General features: G+C 48.3%; 17 protein-coding genes. 3 read left to right on the forward strand and 14 right to left on the reverse strand.

From position 1 onward, the window contains the following. Nucleotides 1-9: 9 nt before the first annotated feature. From ACFQI7_RS17935 to ACFQI7_RS17955, 5 genes are all read right to left on the reverse strand, one after another. On the reverse strand, nt 10-549 hold the full coding sequence (locus ACFQI7_RS17935; RefSeq protein ID WP_218098200.1) for an acyltransferase: 540 nt from the start codon (nt 547-549) through the stop codon (nt 10-12). Nucleotides 550-579: 30 nt separating this feature from the next. Further along, nucleotides 580-1167 carry an acyltransferase gene (locus ACFQI7_RS17940; protein WP_218098201.1) on the reverse strand — a complete coding sequence of 196 codons (588 nt, stop codon included), beginning with the start codon at nt 1165-1167 and terminating at the stop codon, nt 580-582. 171 nt (nt 1168-1338) lie between these two features. Beyond that, nucleotides 1339-1560 (reverse strand): helix-turn-helix domain-containing protein, encoded by a 222-nt coding sequence (locus ACFQI7_RS17945; RefSeq protein ID WP_218098202.1) that lies wholly within the window; start codon nt 1558-1560, stop codon nt 1339-1341. A gap of 296 nt (nt 1561-1856) precedes the next feature. Then, nucleotides 1857-2969 carry a glycosyltransferase gene (locus ACFQI7_RS17950; protein ID WP_218098203.1) on the reverse strand — a complete coding sequence of 371 codons (1113 nt, stop codon included), beginning with the start codon at nt 2967-2969 and terminating at the stop codon, nt 1857-1859. Between the two features lie 25 nt (nt 2970-2994). Next, nucleotides 2995-4167 (reverse strand): glycosyltransferase family 4 protein, encoded by a 1173-nt coding sequence (locus ACFQI7_RS17955; protein WP_218098204.1) that lies wholly within the window; start codon nt 4165-4167, stop codon nt 2995-2997. A 249-nt stretch (nt 4168-4416) separates the two neighbouring features. Between ACFQI7_RS17955 and asnB the strand changes: the two genes are divergently transcribed. Then, nucleotides 4417-6324: an asparagine synthase (glutamine-hydrolyzing) gene (gene asnB, locus ACFQI7_RS17960; protein WP_218098205.1), complete on the forward strand. Its 1908-nt coding sequence runs from the start codon at nt 4417-4419 to the stop codon at nt 6322-6324. 73 nt (nt 6325-6397) lie between these two features. Here asnB and ACFQI7_RS17965 read toward each other — a convergent pair whose 3' ends face one another. The 3 genes from ACFQI7_RS17965 to ACFQI7_RS17975 form a co-directional block, all read right to left on the reverse strand. After that, a complete protein-coding gene (locus ACFQI7_RS17965) occupies nt 6398-6730 on the reverse strand; it encodes a helix-turn-helix domain-containing protein (RefSeq protein ID WP_218098366.1) in 333 nt (110 codons plus the stop codon). A 139-nt stretch (nt 6731-6869) separates the two neighbouring features. Next, complete coding sequence (locus ACFQI7_RS17970; RefSeq protein WP_218098206.1) at nt 6870-7043, reverse strand: hypothetical protein; 174 nt, start codon at nt 7041-7043, stop codon at nt 6870-6872. Nucleotides 7044-7267: 224 nt separating this feature from the next. After that, a complete protein-coding gene (locus ACFQI7_RS17975; protein ID WP_218098207.1) occupies nt 7268-7717 on the reverse strand; it encodes a hypothetical protein in 450 nt (149 codons plus the stop codon). A gap of 214 nt (nt 7718-7931) precedes the next feature. Between ACFQI7_RS17975 and ACFQI7_RS17980 the strand changes: the two genes are divergently transcribed. Both ACFQI7_RS17980 and ACFQI7_RS17985 read left to right on the forward strand, forming a co-directional pair. Then, the gene (locus ACFQI7_RS17980) at nt 7932-8306 is read left to right on the forward strand and encodes a helix-turn-helix domain-containing protein (RefSeq protein WP_218098208.1); all 375 of its coding nucleotides are present in this window, start codon (nt 7932-7934) and stop codon (nt 8304-8306) included. Between the two features lie 608 nt (nt 8307-8914). Next, nucleotides 8915-9295: a VOC family protein gene (locus ACFQI7_RS17985; RefSeq protein WP_218098209.1), complete on the forward strand. Its 381-nt coding sequence runs from the start codon at nt 8915-8917 to the stop codon at nt 9293-9295. 251 nt (nt 9296-9546) lie between these two features. Here ACFQI7_RS17985 and ACFQI7_RS17990 read toward each other — a convergent pair whose 3' ends face one another. The 6 genes from ACFQI7_RS17990 to ACFQI7_RS18015 all read right to left on the reverse strand — a co-directional run bounded on the left by ACFQI7_RS17990 (nt 9547) and on the right by ACFQI7_RS18015 (nt 16786). Further along, nucleotides 9547-10788, reverse strand: a complete 1242-nt coding sequence (locus tag ACFQI7_RS17990) for a DUF1501 domain-containing protein (protein ID WP_218098210.1) — start codon at nt 10786-10788, stop codon at nt 9547-9549. A gap of 15 nt (nt 10789-10803) precedes the next feature. Continuing rightward, entirely contained in the window at nt 10804-12144 is a 1341-nt protein-coding gene (locus tag ACFQI7_RS17995; protein WP_230414787.1) for a DUF1800 domain-containing protein, read from the reverse strand. A 262-nt stretch (nt 12145-12406) separates the two neighbouring features. Further along, nucleotides 12407-13831, reverse strand: a complete 1425-nt coding sequence (glnA, locus tag ACFQI7_RS18000) for a type I glutamate--ammonia ligase (RefSeq protein WP_218098211.1) — start codon at nt 13829-13831, stop codon at nt 12407-12409. A 261-nt stretch (nt 13832-14092) separates the two neighbouring features. Further along, nucleotides 14093-15136, reverse strand: coding sequence for a 3-deoxy-7-phosphoheptulonate synthase (gene aroF, locus ACFQI7_RS18005; RefSeq protein ID WP_218098212.1), 1044 nt, complete (start codon nt 15134-15136; stop codon nt 14093-14095). A 128-nt stretch (nt 15137-15264) separates the two neighbouring features. Further along, nucleotides 15265-15801: a DUF2062 domain-containing protein gene (locus tag ACFQI7_RS18010; RefSeq protein WP_218098213.1), complete on the reverse strand. Its 537-nt coding sequence runs from the start codon at nt 15799-15801 to the stop codon at nt 15265-15267. A 31-nt stretch (nt 15802-15832) separates the two neighbouring features. Continuing rightward, nucleotides 15833-16786 carry a 4-hydroxy-3-methylbut-2-enyl diphosphate reductase gene (locus ACFQI7_RS18015; RefSeq protein WP_218098214.1) on the reverse strand — a complete coding sequence of 318 codons (954 nt, stop codon included), beginning with the start codon at nt 16784-16786 and terminating at the stop codon, nt 15833-15835. Between the last annotated feature and the right edge of the window lie 24 nt (nt 16787-16810).

Genomic DNA, 16810 nt, shown 5'->3' on the forward strand with positions numbered 1-16810 from the left:
TTTCAAATTCTAGTGAAACCAGCGCCTATATTCCAATTCGTAGGTCAAATTGCTATTCCTCTTTCCGATTGTTTTCGCCGGGATGCCGCCCACGATCGTATAATCGGGAACATCTTTGGTCACGACGGCGCCTGCGGCAACGACGCACCCTTTGCCTAACGTGACTCCGGGCAAGATCGTCGCCCGGCTTCCGATCCAGGCATAATCCTGGATGACTACCTTGCCGAGTACTCCGGCGAAAGAACTGCTGTTCACCTCATGCTCCGCCGTTAAAATCATCACTTCCGGCGAGATGCTCACGTTATTGCCGATCATCAAGCCTCCGCGTCCATCCAACGTACAATCACGGTTAATGACCGAATGTTCGCTTATCTCAATACCGCCTCGCGTCATGAGCTTTTGTCCCATATGCACGGCGGAGTGATTGCCGATCTTGATTTTGTACACTTTTTTGTAATAAAAGTAACGCAGAGTATAGAACGGGATTTTGTTTACCACGTGATTGGCGACATAGAGCATAAACTCTTGAATAAGCAGTTTAGCGGACATACAACCAAACCTTCCTCAACCAATGATGTATTAATTCGCCTTCAAGTCCCAACTTTTATAATTGGATTCTTTCCAGCTTCGAACGAACATTGCTATCGCTTCGTCCTCATCGTTTTCTACAAGATTACTCTTCATGCGGTAAGGGATTAGCTGGTTCCCGGCTTCTCTTTTTCTCACAACATCATCCACCGTGCCTATGACTTTTGCGGGATTTCCGGCTACGACGGAACCATCAGCTACATCCTTCGTCACAATCGAGCCGGAGCCTACAATGACCCTGGAGCCGATCGTCACCCCCGGCATAATAATGCTTCCCCTCCCGATAAATACGTAATCTCCGATATTCACGGGAGCGACGTATCTTCGGCCGTTAATCAGGACCAAGCTGTCGTCATGCGTTAGAATTTCCGTCCGCGTTAACGTACAATGGTTGCCGATTGTAATGAGCCAAGGATAAACCGCATCAAACATCGAGTCATAAATGAAAACGTTGCTTCCAATGGTCATCCCGGACTTCCTTAACTTGGCGATTTTGTCGTCCATCGTCTGATCCTTGGTGTAATAATCCAAAAACCTTTTAATACTGCCTGCGATCTTCCTCTTCCATTTTGCAGTCATCGGTATCCTCCTAATGCTCCATCCCCTGCTGCCGATTCATGTCCGGGGAACTAGACAATGCATAACTTTATCAATCTATTACACTAATCATATCATCAATGATACAATTTGTAACCATGAATTTATGTAAAAATAAACAGGGCTCCTATGACAACAGCGCCCTGCCTGTAACTAGCCTTGTATTTGCGTACTGTTCTCGTTACCCTCAATGACGTACTCTACGCTAACGGAGAAAAACTTTGCGATCTTCATCAGCGTATCATAATCCGGTTGCCTTCGATCATTCTCATAATGAGAAAGGGCAGCGCGTGTCACGCCAATAATTTGAGCCAATTCTCCCTGCGTAATTTGCTTCCGCTCACGCAGCTCGGAAATACGCTTTCCCAATTTCATTTTTGTGCATTCCGTCCTTTCCTGTACATTCGTGAAGAGTCACGGTTACCTATCATGAAATCGCTTTCTTTCATGATTTTCTTAAGATGTACAATATCCATCAGCCTAACAGCTGATAATGAAATTGTTAATCGTTAAAAAATGTTTATATTTCCATTATACATGGATATAACTTTCGATACAAACTGTATCTAGTATCTTTTTGTAATTTTTATCACCTATTGAACGGAAAGCCATCATCCGTCTAAGATGATGGCCTTGAAACGGTTTGACTTTCAATCGATTGTCACTGTTTTTCAAGAGCACGTCTTTTTATTATGAAGGACATCCGTAATGAATTCGCGAACCGCCCGAATTTGGGGTTCTTTTTCAAACACGGGAAGGCGTTTCGGAATTTGTTTCGATTTCAGGTCGATTTCTTCTCTCGTAATGTTTTCCAAAAACATGTTCAACGAACGAATATATGTTTCCGACCAAGGCGTATCGCCGTATATTCGGTATACCCAATCGCCGCATAAGTCATAAGTCATCGGAAGCGTCCCGGCCAAAATGGGAAGTCCCACCGATAAGTACTCGCTAATTTTGGTCGTATAGCGAAAATTGCCTACCTGATCGATGCTTTGAGGCAAGCTAGCCATATCAAATGCCGATAAATACATCGGAACTTGATCCCTGGGAACACGCCCCGTAAAGATGACGTTGCGCCCAGATGCATCTCCGGCCAATTGTTCCAGCTTCGCCTTCCCGCTTCCGTCACCGACGATCATAAAGGTAATATCATCACGTTTCACTCTGCGAGCCGCTTGGACAAGCTCATAGCCATAACTGTAGCCGATCCGTTCAATCCAATTGAGCGATCCGACAATGCCCACAACAATGTGATGATCGGGAATGCCGTACTGTGCTCTAATTTGCGTTCTGAAGCGTTTTAATTCCTCATCGGAATGTTCGAACGGCGCCCAGCCGGCGGCAGTCATCGCATATTTGCTGCCGTAGGACATCGCCCTTCCCGCCAAGTAAGGCGTCCAGCCGATAAAGCCTATCGATCTGCGGTAAAGCCATTTTTCGTATAGTAGAAACAGCGGGCCTAGGACGGGTTGCTTTTTGGCGATAAAAGGGCCGACGGCATCCCCGCTGCTCACTATATAAGGCACGCCGGCGAACAAATTACCCAAAATAAGCGCCATGCCTCCGAAGAGTCCGGTTCCTTCCATCACAACTAGATTCGGTTTTTCACGAACGATTTTTTTTAGAATACGCCAAAAGTTTTGATGTTTTTTGTTTCGCTCAAAAGGATAATAAGTTGCCGGTACTTGGCTTAATAATGATTTCAGCCGGTGCTCGTCATCTCCATTGCTGCCTTGCGTAGCAAAACCAATAATTTTATAGTTCGAATCGTGTTCCGCCATTCACAGCCCTCCCCCCTATTCCTCTTTAAGATAAAGCCTTTTGCCCAAGTCTTTGATCGTTCTCCTCATAATGCCGGATCAATATCCGGTGCATGTTTTCCCAGGTCAGCTGCTCCACTCTTGCCCTGGCCCGCTCGCCAAAAACGCGATAGCGTTCCACGTCGCTTAATATATCGATCAGCGCGGCAGCGATTTCACCGCGATCCCGGTTTAGAATGAAACCGTTCACCTGGTTGGCAATTAAATCTTCCACGCCGCCGACTTTGGTAGAAATAACGATCATGCCGGCCGCTGCTGCTTCATGCACGACTAGCGAGAACGTCTCGTAGCTCGAAGGAAACACGAAAATATCGCTCATTCCAAACCAATGATGCGGTTCCGATTGTTTCCCGGTGAACAGGACGCGTTCACGAAAGCTCGGGGAAACCATCTTCTGATACATCTCGCGTTCGCCTTTGCCTACGACCAGTAAATACAAATCTGGGAATCGTTCGGCGGCTTGATTGAATGCCTCGATGACGAGATCAAGTCCTTTGCGCGGCCAATCCCCGCCCATAAATAGCAGAAAATGGCCCTCCTCCGGAATTCCGTATTGCTTGCGGAGCTTCTTCTTCGTTTCGTCATCAATAGACTTAAATTTATGGATGTCTACCCCATTCGGCAAGTAACCTACTTGCTCCGGCATATACGGGAAATCCGCCAACACTTCTTCCCGTACGCGATTGGAAACTGCCAGCAGCCTCTTGGTACGACCCGGCCGGTACACGATACGCTCCATCGTACGGGCGATAAAGGAAGCGAGGCCGCTGTTCAGCTTGCGAAAGAAAGAACCGCCGCTGCTTACCCGCGAACCCCCTGTCGCTTTCAGGTAACCTGAATGACAAAAATGTACGGTAGAAAAATCCGCCCGATTGAATACGATCGCACCAGTTGTATGCAAAATATCGCGTTTGACAAACAGAAGCCGAATGCTGGCGAATATCGCAAATAAAATGAGCCGAATGGGTACAGGCCTTTTAATAACCGGTATTTTAATAAAGGTTACGCCTTCGGAATCGGTCACCTGTAAAGAAGAAGCGACGACCGTCACATGGTAGTCCTCTTTAAGTCGCATGATCATTTCATTCAGGTGAATCTCCATTCCACCTAAACCGCCGGCGTCATGTGCGACAATCGCGATGGTCGGTTTGTTTTTCATTTATCGTTTCCCCCCATATATACTTATCTCAACTTGAATTCTCATTGGCGCGTCCTTATCTTCCATTCAAATTTACGATACAATATGTAACATTGTCAATGATTTTAAGGAATCTAAACCATTTTTATGCTACGAATAATTACGAATTGAAATTACTAAATCTTTTTAACTATTAATAATTAGGACCTTCTTAGTGTAAAATCAGATACGATATGTATCATCATTTCATTTTGGTAGGTGGATCAGCTGATGTGCGGGATAACAGGAACTGTAGGTCACTCCGTCATGCAAGTGGAAAAAGCGTTAGCACTTATAGTCAATCGAGGTCCTGATTCAGCCGGACTATGGCAATCAGCCGGCACGATCTTCGGACACCGGAGGCTGTCCATTATCGATTTAAGTCAAGACGGCCACCAGCCCATGACAGATAGCAGCGGGCAAGTCGCGATTACCTATAATGGCGAAATTTATAATTTTCAATCGCTGCGACTGGAGCTGGAAAATGATTATGCGTTTCGCTCCCGTTCCGATACGGAGGTATTATTGGCGGGTTACCTCTGCTGGGGAATCGAGAAACTGTTGAGCAAAATTCGCGGTATGTTCTCTTTCGCCATCTGGGACGAGCGATATCGAACCTGTTACTTGGCCAAAGACCCGTTCGGCAAGAAGCCTCTCTACTACTATGAATATGGCGGCAAACTTGCCTTCGCCTCCACGCTGCAAGCGTTGCTGTGCTATTTTGACAAGACGCCCGGCATCAATCCTGTCGCTGTTGACGATTATTTGACTTATCTTGCGGTTCCCGGAGATATATCGATATATCAAGGTATTTCCAAGCTTCTTCCCGGCTATTATGCCGAATATAAAGAAGGCCGCCTTAGCGTTCGTCGCTACTGGTTTTTATCGTTCTCGAAGCAGCAAAGGATGACGGAACAAGAAGCGCTGGAGCAGCTAGATCATCTGGTGCGACAAGCGGTACGAAGCAGACTCGCAAGCGATGTACCGATCGGATGCTTCTTAAGCGGCGGCGTCGATTCCAGTTTGGTCGCATCGGTCATGGCGCAAGAAATGGGATCGCCAATCGTAACGATCACAATGGGATTTGAAGACCCCAAATTCGACGAACGTCCTTATGCACGGATCGTCAGTCAAAAGTACAACACGGAGTATCATGAATTTGTGCTGCGAACGGATCTTTGGAAGCAAATCCCTGAAATTCTCGGCCATTTTGGCGAACCGTTCGCCGATTCCTCGGCACTGCCAACCTACTTCGTGGCAAAATGCGCTAAAGAACGGGTCACAGTCATCTTAAACGGAGACGGTGGAGACGAATTATTCGCCGGCTATACACGCCCGTTGGCCGAAGCGCTTGCCATTCCTTACCGGAGAATGGTTCCAGGGGTGATGCGGACGTTGATCGGCAAATACGTTCAATCGAAAGATAAATTAAGGCCACGCATGCTGAACGGAATCAAGCAGGTACTCGAAAGCGGGATGCATGATCCGAAACAGTCCTATGTATTCAACAGGGCGCTGCGTTCTTACCGCAAGAACCTGTATACCGACTCCTTTATGAAGCAATTGGGCGGGCATCACCCCGACGAATGGTACCGGAAGGCTTGGGATCAAGCTGACGGGCTGAATTCCGTAGATAAGGTTCTTTACGGTGACGCCATTACTTATTTGCCGGACGAGCTGCTGCCGAAGATGGATTTAATGACGATGGCGCATTCGTTGGAGGCGCGATCCCCGCTTCTCGATATCGATTTGGCGCAGTATGCCGCCACCATACCGTATGATTTAAAAATTCAAGGTCTGGACACCAAGGTGCTGCTCAAAAAACTGGCATCCCGTTACGTCCCCCATGAAGTGCTGTATCGGCCGAAAAAAGGATTTAATATGCCCATGGAGACGTGGCTAAAGACGGTCTTGTACGCGCCTTTGCAATCTTTGCTGCTTGGCCGGGAAGCACGGGAAAGAGAGTTGTTCCGTACCGAGGAAGTCCGGGGGATGATCGAAGCGCATGCCTCCGGCAAAAAACATTACACGCAGCAGCTATGGTCCTTATTATGTCTCGAACTGTGGTTTCGAAAGCATAGCCAAACCGAACCGGATTGGGAGGCGTTTTACCGCCCGGCAGCCGGGATACGTTCATAAACCTGCGTCTCAAACAATAAGCTGACCCCTGGGCGATTACCCCCGGGGGTCAGCTTATTTTGTATTACTTCATTTAAAACCGTTGCACGCTGGCATTCGCCGAATAATGTTCAACAAATTGTTTGACCATGTCTATGCTGATCCCTTTGCGTTTATATTCGCGCGACAAATGAACCCACTCTTTCTCCGAAGGCGTCAGCTCTTCAGGCAAATCGTCCTTGATTAATGCCTCTACTTTTACCCCCAACACTTCCGATATTTTCCTAATGAACTCAATCGAAGGGTTGCTTTGAATGTTGCGTTCGATGGAACTGAGATACGACTTTGCGACGCCGGCCCTTCGGGCGAGCTCATTAAGGGAAAGCCTTTTTTGCTTTCGATACGTCTGAATTCTTTTTCCTATCATCACACTAAGAACCTCTCTTTTTTCCGATTTTGGCTTGGTACTCAACTCTTTATAAAGAACATGGGCATACGATCACTAATTCGAAACATTATGTATCATAATAGATATAAAAAACCGATCTTAATCGTTTTCGTTTATGTTATCGCAAATCATCGGAAGAACCGTCGGTACCATCGGAATGGGAAGGAGTATCTTGGTTTTGGGACAAAGGATTGTCGGATGAATCGTATTTGTTCGCCTGAATATTCAGTTGAGCAAATAATTTTTGAATATCCAATTGAATTTTGCTTTGATTGTCATTAGAAATATTCATGTATCGAGGCCCCCAGTAAAGGTCTTTTATACAAACTTTCTAGTTCCTTGCGACGAATCTATCATTAACTTTATGATACATAATGTATCCTGTCAATTGTATTTTTCCCATTTTTTCCGTTTTTTTAATTTTATTTCACTTAATTTTACTTTATTTTTCGCACACTACCGTTTGCTAGCTTGAATTCCGGTCGATTATTGCCGATTTAACGGCGATCAAATCCATTAGGTTAAAAAATTAATTTGCGGTCGACAATAGTAAAGGGAGCGGTTTCCGAGATAGCTGTTATGCTTTTTGGATAGGATCGGATCGGACTGGATGAGCAGCTCATTGATCGTATAATAGAGCAAGGTACGTGCATCATCCGTTATATCGATCTTTACGCCATAGGTATAGCAAGTATCACCGGCCTGTCGATCCAATAGATTTCCTTTAAAGGCAATGACCGTTTCGTCAATTTCGATATGGAACTCGAAGCGAAGCCTGGTGGAAAGCGGCAGATTGAGCGACGTACGGAACGCCAATATGTCGTTATCCAGGCTTTCCAATTCGACAATTGCAGGCTTGGACAGCCTTCGGTTGCCGTCAGCCAGTTCAATGAACATCTTGCATACATATTCGGATACATGCTTAAGTACTACAATTTGTTCCGGTGATATTAAATATTGTTTCATTTGACATCTTCCCATAAATCAATTTTTTAGGTAAAATAAAACCAAAGATACATTATGTAAATATAAAGTCAATTCTGCAAGGAATAGCATCAAAATAAGATACGTTTTGTATCCATAACTGCATATTTTTACGTTTTATTCTGGCTGTCTGTTTTGTAATATAAAGTGAACATTTCAGGCTACATATGTATGGTCTTAACGGAGGTACGATAACATGAATTATGGGGAGCGAATTGCTTCTTTAAGAGAGAAACTATCGATGACACAAGAGGATTTGTCTAACAAACTCGGGATTAGCCGTGCTTCGTTATCGCATTATGAGAATAATCGGCGAGCCCCGGACTATGAAACGATTGTTAAGATTGCAAATCTATTTCATGTGTCGATTGATTACATTATCGGAAGAACGGAAGATCCGCAAATGGTACTCGATGAAGAAGTACGTGAATTTGTGGATAGTCTAGAGTTGTCAGACGACAAAATTATGGAAAAGTTTTCTTTAACGATTGATGGCAAGAAGCTTAGCGTCGAAGAGGCGAAACGGTTCATCGCTTTCGTTCGTGCCGAGCGTTCCATTAATAAAAATTAATGATTCGTGCATGTCATCGTGCAGCATTCGGTATTTGACCTTTGGATCTCCTTGCGGTCAAGTACCTTTTTTGTTTTAGTTCGCTTGTTTGTTCGTCTTCGACTGTCTCTTTATTACCATTCCAGTTACATTTTGTATCATTTACATAGGATTGTCAATAGATTTTATATACAAACTGTATTGAAATTTTTCCATTATTTGAGCATAAGCGGCATTTTCGTAAAAATGATTCTACAGATGTACCCCTGAAGCCTTTTCCCAAAAATGCGTACTACCTATGCACTATCGCGTCGAAAACGCAGTACTTTAGCCTCAATTTTACAATATACCCCCTTATATCAAGAAGGTTTAATATTTCATCTACAAACTTTGACAAAATCATCATATAGCGAGCCTTATAATTTATACGAGGTAACATTAGTAATACATAGGAGTGATTTAGATATGGAGAAAAAACCCTCCCCCCCCATGACTTCTACCCGAGAAATCGATATTATAGTAATCGTCAAAGCGTTAAGCCTCGATGCCCGGTTAATTTTAGGCGAAGTGTTTGAACCTGGTGCTTCTAACTACGAGAAGCCGGCGCCTTTTGCGTTGAGCCCCTCGACTTGTCCGTCGGCAAACGGATTTTCGGTCGTATAAATCGTGTTTCTCATATGTATGCAATGGACGCTTTATTCCGAGCTTTACGATTCAAAAGATTGGAACGCCCGCCATTTGCGTCAATGGGCGCATGGTATGATTTAGGTGAACAGCAGCTGCATGTGGTGGAAATTCCCGAAAGCGAAACGCTTCGTTCAGGCGGTATGAACTCATTAGAAGGCCAGGTTTCGATTTCGGTGAAAAGCTACGCCCGAACATTACAATGGTTGACGGAAGCCGGCATCCCATACGAAGCGGAACCGGACAGCGTGGCGGGATTTTCCCAAATTTATACTTTGGATCGAGATCGCAACATTATTGAGCTTGCTGCGCCTTACAACTCGTAATCGGCACACTTCCAAATCCTCCATGCCTCGACTTCAAAATTTTATTCTTCTATCGTACCTCCTCCCTTCCGTTAATGGCCATCTGCGCCCCGAGAAAGCCGCCTAGGCGGATTGACAGCATAAACGAATGGTAGTCGGTAAACGAAGGGTAGACGGCTTTAAACCGATACGCAGCTCATTACTTCAAAAACGATAGCTATACGCTGCAAAAAAAATAAACCTGACGGGATGCATTCCGCCAGGTCTTTCGTTTAAATAAAAGCAATCTTCTCGTATGACTGGCCGAGCACGCTCTGCGCGTCGCCTTGCAGCCACCGGTCAAGAACGGTATAGTAGATCGAACGGAAATCGACCTCATACTTCAGATCGCCGTTGCTGTCCAGATTGGTCAGGCTCGGCATGACGCCGTATAACCCGCCTTTCACTTTGCCGCCAAGCACGAATACCGGTGCCGCCGTTCCGTGGTCCGTTCCGCCGGTGCCGTTCTCTTTCACGCGACGACCGAACTCGGAGAACGCCATCGTCACGACGCGGTTCTGCAGTCCTTGCACTTCAAGGTCCTGGTAAAAGGCGCCCAGTGCCTGGTCCAGCTGCTTCAACAATACCGCGTGCTGTTCTTTTTCCTGAATATGGTCATCGAACCCGCCGAGCTGCAGGTAAAATACACGGGTACCTGAATTGCCCGAGAGCATTTTGACGACCAGTTGCAGATCTTTGGCAATGCCCGTCTTTGGGTACTCGACTTTCATTTGGTATGCGTTCACCAAGGAGTGTACGGCTTCTACGCTTTCGTACGCTTCTTTGCCGTGATCGCACGTTACGCGAATGACGGTCCCTTGCCGCTGCGGATCGTACATATCCATGAACGCCTTGGCGATCCGGTTTTGGTCCGCTTTCGGCGTCTTCGGATCAATGAAATTGTATGTTTCCAGCGACTGAATGACCGGAACGTTTACTTTTGGGGACATGAACGCCTTATTGGCGCTGTTGCCGATCTGCAGCGCTTTAAGCGGATTGTCGATCTTCAGGAGCGACGACTCCGCATATCGCCCAAGCCAGCCGGTGCTTGCCAGCTTATCCGGCTCGGCCGTTTGCCAAATATCCATTGACCGGAAATGGGAGCGGTCCGGCTTCGGGTAACCGACGCCTTGGACAATCGCCAGCTTGCCGGCATTAAAGTAACTGTGCAAATTTGCCAAACTCGGGTGCAGCCCGACTTCGCTATTGAGGGCAAGCACGTCTTTTTCCGTAATTTTGAGCGTGGGGCGGGCGTCGAAGTATCCGCCCATCCCATAAGGTATCAACGTATTGATGCCGTCATTGCCTCCCGAAAGCTGGATGACGACGAGAACGGGAGAATCGGGCCCCGCTTCATCCTCGCCCTGTGCTTTCAGGACAGAGCCGTTCTCGGCAAAAATCATCGGCCCCCCGAGCCCCAGCGTTGCCAGCAGCGCAGAGCCTTTGATCAGAAAGTCTCTTCTGGTCAGCTTCATCCGATTTCTCCCCTTCTATTTCATCTGCGCTTCCGGACTGATCATAATCAGCTGGAGCAAGCCGCGCATGCCGTTCACTTTTTGTTTGGAGTAGACAAACGTTTCCTCCGCAAAGGCGGAGAGCACGCTCACGGAGCGATTTCCTAGCAGCGGAACGCCCGCCTGATTCGCAAAGTGGGCGACCCACTGCTCCGGCGTCGCTTTATCGTCGAGCAGGAACGTCTTGGAATTGAGCAAATTGCCATTAATCCGCTTCGCGATCGATTCTGCGAACTGATAGCGGGCCAGCAAATTCGTCGTCATCAGCCACGTCGTCCCGCCTCGCCAACCGGCAACATCCGGAGGCAAGAACAGCTCCTGTCCCATCTTGCGCATCGATTGGGCGAAACCTTTGGCCATCGGCAAATTGAATGCTTTCAATATGCCTGCGACATATTCCGCCGGCGTTTTGATCATGGCTCCTCGATGTTCCGGGTTATAAAATGCATCGGACAAGAACAAGTAATTCAGTGTTTCCCCGATATGATTCGTTTGGGCAAACACGTCGGCGATTTCCCAAATCCATTCCGCCGACGGCCGTTCCGTAGCGAAATAGGTGAGCAGCTTCATTGCGACGAACCGCGGCAGCGTCTCTTGCTTGAACAAGACGTCCACCACATCGGTTTCGTCGAAGTTGCCGGTTTCGCCGAGAATCGTCTTTTTCCCTGCGTCGTGCTGCTTCGAGTTAAAGCTGACGATATCCGTCTTTTTATCGTACACCCAGCCGGTCATCGCTCTGGCGGCTTCCTTGATGTCGTCTTCCGTATAATTGCCGACTCCGAGGGTGAACAGCTCCATCACTTCACGGGCATAGTTTTCGTTCGGTTTCCCTTTTTTGTTGTTATTGGTGTCCAGGTACAGCATCATCGCCGGGTCTTTGCCGACCGCCTCGACGAGTGTGCGGAAATTGCCTGTCGCATGCTTGCGAAACAGTTCGTTTTGCCGGAGTATGAGCGGAATCTCTCTCACCTTCTGGTAGGAGGTCGCAAAATGGCCATGCCAAAACAACGTCATCTTCTCAATCAACGGCGCTTCCGTGTTCACCATCCGATAGAGCCAATACGTCTGCTGATCGACGATTTGGTCCCCAACCAAATTTTTGCCGTCCGCCTTGAGTTCCCCGAACGGCGTCAAATCCTCTGCTTTCCCAGTCAACGATTCACCGGCAATCAACCGCCGAACCGTCTCCTCCTTCCCAAGCTCCAAGGAAGCGCTTACTTCCGCTTTACCCGGAAAAAACGCCGCTCTGCTCAGCAGATGCGCCGCTTCTTTTTCTGTCCATTCCGCACCCATCCATTGCACCACCCAACGCAGCATTTTACTGTATACCTTCATTATAATGGGGGATTGTTACAAAACCATTACCGATACAGGCGATTCCACGCCCAATGAACCCCTGCATGCAAAAAAAATTTTCGACATGGATCCTTAGTCGCTAGCGGCTCGCCCGTGAGCGTCCACCCTAAAAGGAGAAGATCATATAATAAAGCCGGCACCTGAACGATTCAGATGCCGGCTTGGCTGTCCCTCTGCCGCGGTTGCAGCAGAGCTTCTTATGATATAAACATAAGTGCTAATCTTACAGATCGAAGTACAAGGAGTACTCGTGCGGATGAATGCGGATCGCTACTGCTTTGGCTTGCTCACGATGCAGGTTGATGTAGTTATCGATGAAGTCTTTCGAGAAGACGCCGCCTTCTGTCAAGAATTCATAGTCCGCTTCCAGTGCGTTGAGGGCTTCATCCAGTGTTCCAGGAACGCTGCGGATTTCACCTTTCTCTGCGTCGGACAGCTCGTAGATGTTCTTGTCGAGCGGGCCGTAGCCGAGAGCGCGAGGATCGATTTTCTTCTTGATTCCGTCGAGACCTGCAAGCAGCATGGCTGCGAAAGCAAGGTACGGGTTCGCCGTGGAGTCTGGCGTACGGAATTCGATACGGCAGCCTTTCGGCGTAACGGCAGCAACCGGAATACGAACGGCTGCGGAACGGTTTCCTTTGGAGAATACCAGGTTAACCGGTGCTTCGTAACCAGGAACCAGACGTTTGAAGGAGTTCGTGCTCGGGTTCGTGATTGCGATCAGTGCAGGCGCATGGTACAAAATCCCGCCGATGTAGTGAAGCGCCATTTCGCTCAAGTTGCCGTAGCCGTTTTTGTCGTAGAACAGAGGGCTGTCGCCGTTAAAGATGGATTGGTGAACGTGCATCCCGCTGCCGTTGTCGCCGAAGATCGGCTTCGGCATGAAGGTTGCCACTTTACCGTATTGTCTTGCTGTATTTTGAACGATGTATTTGTATTTCAAAAGGTTGTCCGCTGTTTTCGTCAGCGTGTCGAAACGGAAGTTGATTTCGCCTTGGCCGGCTGTCGCTACTTCATGGTGATGACGCTCGATGCGCAGGCCAGCTTCCATCAGCAAACGACACATTTCGCTGCGGATATCTTGTTGGGAGTCGGTTGGACCTACAGGAACATAACCGCCTTTATGCCCTACTTTGAAGCCCAGGTTGCCGCCTTCGTCTTTGCGGTTGGAGTTCCAGTGCGCTTCCTCGGAATCTACGAAGAAAGAAGACGTATTTTGCTTGCTCTCGAAACGAACTTCGTCGAAAATGAAAAACTCGGATTCAGGAGCGAAGAATGCTGTCGTACCAACGCCGGTCTTTTGCAAATATTCTTCGGCTTTTTGAGCGATGCTGCGAGGGTCGCGCTCATATCGTTCACCGTCCGGCGTGTGAATGTTACACATAACCACCAGCGTCGGGTGTGCTGTGAAAGGATCGACGTAGACGCTCTCTGTATCCGGCATCATGACCATGTCGGACTCTTCGATACCTCTGAAACCAGGGATGGAAGAACCGTCAAATGCAACACCGTTTACGAATGTTTCTTCGTCAACTTCAACTGCAGGCAAAGAAATGTGATGCGCTCTGCCGCTCAAATCGACAAACCGGAAATCGATCCATTCGATGCCTTTTTCTTTAATAGTGTTTAACACGTTTTGAACTGACATGGACTCGCTTACCTCCTAATTTCCGAACATTCCAACCACTTTGTTCGTACATTGTTCAAGTTTTTATTAATTATGGACTTATTATAAAACTTTTCGCCGAGAATCGTCAATACTTATGTAAGGTATTTTTTATCGATGTGTTAGGTATGCTCACACAAGACACAAGATTTTCATATTTTTAGACAAAAAAAGCTTGACTTTTCGCTGATTCGCGAAATTTCAAGCTTTTTCGACAAATGATGCTATTCCATTACGAATTTGTCATGTAAGAACTGGCTCTTTTTTCGTATCAAAACGTTTGCCGCAGAGCGGTGCCAGCTTCTCCAAATCGACCATGAGGCGGGCGAACTGATCCGGGAACAACGATTGCACGCCGTCGCCGGTCATGGAATTGTCCGGGTCCGTATGCATTTCGACGATCAATCCGTTGGCGCCTGCCGCAACGGAAGCTTTGCTCATCGGCTCGACCAGCTCGCGCCGCCCCGTGCCGTGGCTCGGATCGGAGATCACCGGCAGATGGCTGAGCGTCTGCAGTGCCGGGATCGCCGCCAAATCGAGCGTATTGCGGGTGTACTGCTCGAATGTGCGGATCCCGCGCTCGCACAGCATAACGTTCGGATTTCCGCCCGCGAGTATATATTCCGCCGCGTTCAAAAACTCGTCGTATGTCGCGCTGAAACCGCGTTTGAGCAGCACCGGCGTCTGGATCGTCCCGAGCTTGCGCAGCAGGTCGAAGTTCTGCATGTTGCGCGTGCCGACCTGAAGAATGTCCGCATATTCGGCGCATACATCTACATATTCCGGCGTCATCACTTCCGTGATGGTCAGCAGCCCATGCTTTTTGCCCGCTTCGGCCATCATCACAAGACCTTCCACACCGGTACCCTGGAAGCTGTAAGGGCCGGTTCTCGGCTTGAATGCGCCGCCGCGCAATACTTGAGCACCCGACGCTTTGACAAGTCTGGCAATCTCGTCAATCTGTTCCGGCGTTTCCACCGCGCAAGGGCCGCCCATGACGACGAGCTCATCGCCGCCGATCTCAACGCCCTTGATCTTGATGACCGTGTTATCCGGATGGAAGTCCCGGCTCGCCAGCTTATACGATTTGGAAATTTTGACGACTTGCTCTACGCCGGACAATTGGCGAAGCTGCTCCGCAAGCATCGGGCTTGCTTTTCCGATAATCCCGATTACCGTGCGGTCCACACCCTGGGATACATGGGCGGATACTTCATGCTTTTCGATATGTTGAACAATTTCGGCTATACGTTCTTGCGTTACTTTGTTGGATAAAATAACGATCATGAGAGCACGCTCCTTCGGGACGAGTATTTTAACACTTCGACGCTTATACGCTTTTAAGCTTTTAATCGTTAAAGTAAATATACAACGGGAAGCCTTTCCCCGTCAATACTTGCTTTATATCTTTATTATCATGAACCGTTCGGGTTGGATGAAAGCATCAGCTGCTCTTTGCGCTTCCTCCGCTTCTCCTTGCGCTTGTTATGATACCATTCAAGCAGCCATCTGATCGGAAAATAAACGATCAAACCGAGAATAACTCCGTCTATCGCGCCGCCGACGATCAGTTTCAGATTAAACCGGATAAACGTGTCCAGCCAGTCCGGCAGCAGCTGGAGCAAATGCCATCGCGTTCCTTTCGGCAATACCATCGCTCCTACTTTCCGGTTCAGAAACGACATCGGAATATAGATGACTTTCCCGAAGACGAAACCAAGCAACGCTGCCGCCATACTGGCCCGGAACAAGTAAACGAGCGGGAATATAAGAAAAAAGGCCAGTCCGGCCGTCGGGAGCGTAAACATTTCAATCGCAAGCCCGATCGAGAAGCCCAGCGCCACCATGCCCGGGCCTCCCTTGGCTCGGGTCAGCAGCAAATATTTATATTTAAACCAGCGCGGGATATGGCTCAGCTGAAAAGGCTTTTTGGTTTTCGCTGTTTTGTTCATCTGCTGCTAGTCCCTTCCCTTTCTAGGTTGTCTATTCCACGCTTGCTTTTTGTTTAGGCGTCGGGATCAGCCGATTCAAATTAACGGTTCGCCGAATGTCCCAAGTTTCCGGATTGTTGCGGTCATATTGTTCCAAGTAGCCGATCACTTCCTTCGTGATCGGCGTCGGCGTCGACGCTCCGGACGTCACGGCTACCCGCCGCACCGGCTCGAGCCACTCCCGCTTCAGCTCCGTCACATCCGCGATGCGGTACGCTCTCACGCCCGCAATGTCTTCCGATACTTGAGCAAGCCGGTTCGAGTTATTGCTTCGAGGGTCTCCGACCACAATGAGCAGATCTGCGTCCTTCGCCTGTTCGGCGACCGCTTCCTGACGTACCTGTGTCGCAAGACATATTTCGTTATGAATCTCCGCATGAGGGAACCGCTCGAGCAGCCGGTTCATAATATGCTTGATATCCCACTGGCTCATCGTCGTCTGATTGGTGATGATCACTTTGCCTTCGGTCAAATTCAGCGCCTCGGCCTCCTCGGGCTTTTCAATCAAATGCACCCGGTCCGGAGCGACGCCGAGCGCGCCTTCCGGCTCGGGATGGCCTTTTTTGCCGATATAAATGACATCGTACCCTTCGGCGGTTTTCTCGCGGATCAAATCATGCGTCCTCGTCACGTCGGGACAAGTCGCGTCGACCACCGTTAACCCCTTCTCCCTCGCACGCGCGCGAACTTCCGGCGATACGCCGTGAGCGGTAAATATAACGGTTCCCCGTTCGATTTGATCCAATATATCCAGACGGTTCGCGCCGTCCAACGTGACAATGCCTTCCTTTTCGAAAAAGTCCGTAACGTGAGCGTTATGAACGATCATGCCCAATATATAGACAGGCCGCGGCAGATTGAGATTTTTGGCCGTTTGCATGGCCAGTGCCATCGCGTCGACGACGCCGTAGCAATAACCGCGCGGAGAAATTTTGATTACGTCCATGCTGCACCTGCCTTTGTCGAATTT

The organism is Paenibacillus allorhizosphaerae, from assembly GCF_042659105.1.
Lineage (GTDB): Bacteria > Bacillota > Bacilli > Paenibacillales > NBRC-103111 > Paenibacillus_G > Paenibacillus_G allorhizosphaerae.